General features: G+C 73.3%; 7 protein-coding genes. 1 reads left to right on the plus strand and 6 read right to left on the minus strand.

The features are described 5' to 3' along the window. Positions 1 to 206: 206 nt before the first annotated feature. The 3 genes from E1193_RS29640 to recO form a co-directional block, all read right to left on the minus strand. Positions 207 to 392, minus strand: a complete 186-nt coding sequence (locus E1193_RS29640; protein ID WP_132186452.1) for a hypothetical protein — start codon at positions 390 to 392, stop codon at positions 207 to 209. Between the two features lie 84 nt (positions 393 to 476). Continuing rightward, positions 477 to 1,253 (minus strand): isoprenyl transferase, encoded by a 777-nt coding sequence (locus E1193_RS29645; protein ID WP_207922921.1) that lies wholly within the window; start codon positions 1,251 to 1,253, stop codon positions 477 to 479. Between the two features lie 32 nt (positions 1,254 to 1,285). Next, the gene (recO, locus tag E1193_RS29650) at positions 1,286 to 2,155 is read right to left on the minus strand and encodes a DNA repair protein RecO (protein ID WP_132186454.1); all 870 of its coding nucleotides are present in this window, start codon (positions 2,153 to 2,155) and stop codon (positions 1,286 to 1,288) included. 100 nt (positions 2,156 to 2,255) lie between these two features. On the opposite strand from recO, the gene E1193_RS29655 reads away from it, so the two are divergent. After that, on the plus strand, positions 2,256 to 3,056 hold the full coding sequence (locus E1193_RS29655; protein ID WP_132186455.1) for a DUF4097 family beta strand repeat-containing protein: 801 nt from the start codon (positions 2,256 to 2,258) through the stop codon (positions 3,054 to 3,056). Here the strand turns inward: E1193_RS29655 and E1193_RS29660 are convergent. From E1193_RS29660 to E1193_RS29670, 3 genes are all read right to left on the minus strand, one after another. Then, on the minus strand, positions 3,037 to 4,260 hold the full coding sequence (locus tag E1193_RS29660; RefSeq protein ID WP_132186456.1) for an acyltransferase: 1,224 nt from the start codon (positions 4,258 to 4,260) through the stop codon (positions 3,037 to 3,039). The genes E1193_RS29655 and E1193_RS29660 overlap by 20 nt on opposite strands. Positions 4,261 to 4,447: 187 nt before the next feature. Beyond that, the gene (era, locus tag E1193_RS29665; RefSeq protein WP_132186457.1) at positions 4,448 to 5,347 is read right to left on the minus strand and encodes a GTPase Era; all 900 of its coding nucleotides are present in this window, start codon (positions 5,345 to 5,347) and stop codon (positions 4,448 to 4,450) included. Continuing rightward, positions 5,344 to 5,612, minus strand: a 269-nt coding sequence (locus E1193_RS29670) for a cytidine deaminase (RefSeq protein WP_132186458.1), incomplete at its 5' end; no start/stop codon positions are given. The genes E1193_RS29670 and era, both read right to left, overlap by 4 nt.

The following is a 5,612-nucleotide window of genomic DNA, read 5'->3' on the forward strand; positions in this document are numbered from 1 at the left end:
CCCCCGTGGCGGACGGGTCCCCCGCGACCCGCCCTCGCGCCGATCGTATGCGCGAACGAGCCGCCGCCTGCCGGGTTCCTCCGTCCCCACCTGCCGGCGCCTGACCCGCCGGCGACGATGCCGCTGTGCCTGGCCCGCGTCGCCGGGCACGAGCCTCGGCAGGCAGGACGACGCCGCCGCCCGAGGGCGGCGGCGTCGGATGGTCGTCACCAGAAACGGCGACGCTTGGCCTTCTGCGGGCGTACCAGGTCGGCGCCCTTGGCCAGCAGGCGACTCACGCCGGTGGGGCCGCGTCGGGCCTCCAGCGAGTGGCTGAGCCGACGGGCGCCGGCCGCCGCCAGCGGCACGGCGACCGCCATGACCGCCCACTGGGCGATCCGCTTCTGCAACATGTGGGTTCACCTCCGCGATCGGCTGCTGGTGTGGTGGTACCCCGAATCCGAGATCACCAATCGTGCCCGGATCGACCGCCCCGGTCAGGACGTCGGGGCGACCGGGTTGGGCAGCGCCGCACCGAAGCGGCGGTCCCGCTGCGCGTACAGCTCGCAGGCGTACCACAGGTGGCGGCGGTCGAAGTCCGGCCAGAGGGTGTCGAGGAAGACCAGCTCGGCGTACGCGGTCTGCCAGAGCAGGAAGTTGGAGATCCGCTCCTCGCCCGAGGGTCGGAGGAAGAGATCCACCTCGGGGACCTCCGGGTGGTAGAGATACCTCGCCACGGTCTTCTCGTTGACCTTGGCCGGGTCGAGGCGGCCGGCGGCCACGTCCCGGGCGATCGCGGCGGCGGCGTCGGCGATCTCCGCCTGGCCGCCGTAGTTCACGCAGAACTGCAGGGTCAGCGTCGAGTTGCCCCGGGACATCTCCTCGGCGGTCTGCAACTCGGAGATGACGCTCTTCCACAACCGCCCGGCCCGCCCCGACCAGACCACGCGGACACCCAGGTCGACGAGCTGGTCCCGGCGGCGACGGATGACGTCCCGGTTGAAGCCCATCAGGAAACGGACCTCCTCCGGCGAGCGCCGCCAGTTCTCGGTGGAGAACGCGTAGGCGGACAGGTAGGGGATGCCCAGCTCGATGGCGCCCTCGACGGTGTCGAAGAGACTGAACTCGCCCTGCTCGTGACCCTTCGTGCGGGGCAGCCCGCGCTCCTTGGCCCACCGGCCGTTGCCGTCCATCACGATCGCGACGTGCTTCGGCAGGGCACCGGAGGGCAGGGCCGGCGGCCGGGCGCCGGACGGGTGCGGGGTCGGTGGCACCGGCTGGCGCCGGGCGGCCCTCGTCGATCGGATCACTCGGTCTTCTCCCTGAACACAACGGCGGCGGTGGGCCCGACGCGCGGCGGGACCACACCCGGCCCCGCGCCGCCGGGCGACGTGACCGCGCCGGCCACCGGGGCGCCCCGGTCGACCAGCGGCAGCGAGCGTAACGCGCGCTCCAGGTGCCACTGCAGGTGCGCCGCGACCAGGCCGCTGCACTCCCGGCGTACGCCGGAGTCGGTGGCGTCGGCGACCACCCAGTCGCCGCTGGTCAGCGCGGACATCAGGTCGATGGTGGCCGGAGCGGGGTGGGCAGCGCCGGGCGGCCGGCAGTCCGGGCAGACCGCGCCGCCGGCCGGCACGGAGAACGCCCGGTGCCGCCCCGGCGTGCCGCAGACCGCGCAGGCGACCAGCGCCGGCGCCCAACCGGCGAGGGTCATCCCGCGCAGCAGGTACGCGTCGAGCACCAGCGTGGTGGCGTGCTCGCCCCGGGCGAGGGCCTTGAGCGCGCCGAGGGTGAGCTGGAACAGCCGCAGCGACGGCTCGCGCTCGACCGGGGTGAGCCGCTCGGCGGTCTCGGCGATCGCGCTGGCCGCCGTGTAACGGGGGTAGTCGCCGAGGAACCGCTTGCCGTACAGGTCGATCCCCTCGACCTGGCTGACGGTGTGCAGCGAGCTGCCCTGGTTACCCTTCGGGTCGCCGGCGAGCTGGAGGTCGACGTGGCCGAACGGCTCCAGCCGGGCGCCGAACCTGCTGGTGGTGCGCCGCACGCCCCGGGCCACCGCGCGGATCCGGCCGTGCCGGCGGGTCAGCAGCGTGATGATCCGGTCGGACTCGCCCAGTTTCTGCACGCGCAGAACCACCGCGTCGTCGCGGTAGAGCTGTCGGCGGTACCCGGCCATCGGGCCATTCTCCCTCGGGGTGAGAAATCAGGGTCGGTTCGGGGTGGACCGGATCGCGTCCCGGATGTGTGGGCGGCGCACCGGCCGTAGGTTGGCCACCATGGCACTCCCCCGCAGCAACATGCCCCTGGGCGCTCGCAGCACCGTAGCCCTGGGCGCGGCCACCGCCCTCATCCTCTCCGCCGGATGCGACACGCTCGCCTTCCGCCGGCTGGACTTCGACCAGACCGAGGCGGTCCGGATCGGCACGGTGACGGTGCGGCCGGGCTCGGGGGACGTCGTGGTGCGGGCGATCGGCCCGGCGACCGAGGTACGCATCAAACGGGTGCTGCGCTACCAGGGCGACCAGCCGGAGCACCGGTACGAGATCCGCGGTGACGAGCTGGTGCTCGACGCCCGGTGCGGCCCTCGCTGCTCGGTGTCGTACGAGGTGACCGCGCCGGAGGGGGTCACGGTCCGGGGCGAGACCGGCTCGGGCGACGTGGAGCTGACCAAGGTCGGCACCGTCGACTTCGTGCTGGGCTCCGGCAACATCGGGGTCACCTCCGCCACCGGCCCGGTACGCGTCAAGACCGGCTCGGGCAACATCGACGTGACCGACGTGGCGGGTGCGACGCGGCTGCGCGCCTCCTCCGGGGACATCACCGGGGACCGGCTCGGCGGCGAGGTGGACGCGGAGACCGGCTCCGGCGACGTCACCCTCGGCCTGGACCGGCCCGCCTCGGCGCGGGCGCACACCTCCAGCGGAGACGTGACGCTGGTGGTGCCCGCCGGGCGGTACCGGGTGCGGTCCAGCGCCGGCTCCGGCGACACCGCCCTGGGGGTGCCGGACGACCCGGGCGCGCCCCTGCTGCTCGACCTGAGCACCGGCAGCGGGAACGTCACCCTCGGCCAGCACTGAGGTCGACGGAGGTGCTGTCGGGGGCGGCGTCGGCCCGGCGCGGGCCGGGAGCCACTGCCGGGCCGGCCGCGCCGACGGGAACCATCGGCCCGTCCGCCCCGAGCCCCGCGCCGGCCGGTGGGGGACTGGTCGGCATCTCCGGGGAGCCGGCCGCGTCCGACCCGCCGGTTGCGGCCGAGGGGGCCGTGACGGTCCGGGCCGGCGGTCGGCCCCCGGGGAGCAGTTGGGGCCGGCGGCGGGCGGCCATGTCCTCCACCCAGCCCACCAGCAGGGTCACGACGCCGACCAGGGCGAAGACCAGCACCACCCGGACGGCCAGTCCCATCGGGTCGCGGTCGGTCCAACCGGCCAGCCCCACCATCGGGGTGAGCAGCACCACGAACGGCATGTGCCAGAGGTAGATCGTCAGGGCTCGCCGGTTGACCAGGGTCACCAGCCGGCTGACCAGCGGGCTGCGGTCGACCCAGCCCGCGGCGGCCGGGGCGCGGCCGATCACCAGCAGGATGAACGCGGCCGACCAGAGCGCGTTGCCCAGCGGGATGTCGTTGATGTCGTGTCCGCGCGGGCTTGGGTGGGTGAGGATCCACGCGCCGCCGGCCACGCCGAGGGCCACCGCCGTGGGCACCAGCACCCGGTTGGCCAGCCGCCGCAGCGTGCCGTCATGGTGGGCGAAGCCGAGCAGCCAGGCGCCGAAGTAGAGGCCGAAGTGGTGCAGCACGGGGGACGCGGTGACCAGGACGCCGGACTCGATGGCGACGAGCAGGGCGTACGGGGCCAGCAGGGTGGGCAGGGGTGCGCGCCGGTACAGCCACAGCGCCACCGGCGAGGCGAGCACGAACCACAAATAGTCGCGCAGATACCAGATCGGGCTGAGCGCCAGCGCCCCCCAGTAGTTGGCCGGTGGGTCGGCGACCGGAAAGAGCCAGAGCAGCACCCTCGGGGTGAACACCAGCCCGGTGAGCAGCATGGCCGGCACGAAGACCGCCGCCACCACCCACAGCGACGGCAGCAGCCGCCGCAGGCGGCGCAGCACCGCGGGCGCTCCGGACCGGTCGAGGGAGGCCGCCATCAGCGAGCCGGCGAGTGCGAACATCACCGACATCGCCGGGAAGATCAGCGTCAGCGTGGCGAGCCCGGTGACGTGGTAGACCACGACGCGGACGACGGCCAGGGCGCGGAGCAGGTCCAGGTATCGATTACGCATCAGCCTGCATCTATGTCAGGGGGCAGGGTCGAACGTTCCCTACCCTGCGTCCTGATCCTGTGAAACCCCCGCTTTGGTGGGGCAAAAGTGAAAATTCCCATATCTGGACAGGCCGCGACTCACACCGGCCCGCGACGTCGGCACCGGCGTCGCGGGTCGGTCGCACGAAGCAGCGGCCGAGGCCGCGTCAGAAGCCGAGCTTGCGCAGCTGCTTCGGATCCCGCTGCCAGTCCTTCGCCACCCGCACGTGCAGGTCGAGGTAGACCCGGGTGCCGAGCAGCTCCTCGATCTGCCGGCGGGCGCGGGTGCCCACGTCCTTCAGCCGGCTGGCCCGGTGCCCGATGACGATCGCCTTCTGGCTGGGCCGCTCGACGTACACGTCGGCGAAGATCTTCATGACCTGGCCCTCGGGGATCATCTCCTCGACGACCACCGCGATCGAGTGCGGCAGCTCGTCGCGGACCCCCTCCAGGGCCGCCTCCCGGATCAGCTCGGCGACCAGCACCTGCTCCGGGTCGTCGGTGAGCATGTCGTCCGGGTAGAGCTGCGGCGACGGGGGTAGGTAGCCGGTCATCACGTCGACCAGGGTGTCCACCTGGTGCCCCGAGACGGCGCTGACCGGCACCACGGCGGCGAACTCGCCCAGCTCGCTGACCGCCAGCAGTTGCTCGGCCAGACGCTTGCGGTCCACCAGGTCGGTCTTGGTCACCACCGCGAGCACGGTGGCCTTCAGCTCGGCCAGCTCACCGCTGATGAACCGGTCGCCCCGACCGATCGGTTCGTCGGCCGGAACGCAGAGGCCGATCACGTCGACCTCGCTCCAGGTCGAGCGGACCAGGTCGTTCAGGCGCTCGCCGAGCAGCGTGCGGGGACGGTGCAGGCCCGGCGTGTCGACCAGGACGAGCTGGGAGTCCGGGCGGTGCAGCACGGCCCGGATCACGTGCCGGGTGGTCTGCGGCTTACTCGAGGTGATCGCGATCTTCTGGCCGATGATCGCGTTGGTCAGCGTCGACTTGCCCGCGTTGGGCCGCCCGACGAAACAGGCGAACCCCGCCCGGTACGGACGCCGCCCCAAATCGGCGGTCACTCGACCACCGTGCCGAGGACCGTGCCGTCCGGCGCGGCGACGTGGATCGGCGCGTCGGCGGAGAGGTCCCGCACGGCAGCATGCCCCGCCCCGTCCAGCGTCGACGCCTCGGTCACCACCACGGCCGCCTCCAACCGGGTGGCCCCGGCCGCGACGGCGGAGGCGACCGCGAGTTGGAGCGCGGTGATGGTCAGCGACGGCAGCGCGACGCTGGCCGCGGCGTACGTCCGGCCGTCCTGGTCGCGGACCGCCGCGCCCTCCACGG

This window comes from Micromonospora sp. KC606, from assembly GCF_004348675.1.
In the GTDB taxonomy this organism is placed as follows: domain Bacteria; phylum Actinomycetota; class Actinomycetes; order Mycobacteriales; family Micromonosporaceae; genus Micromonospora.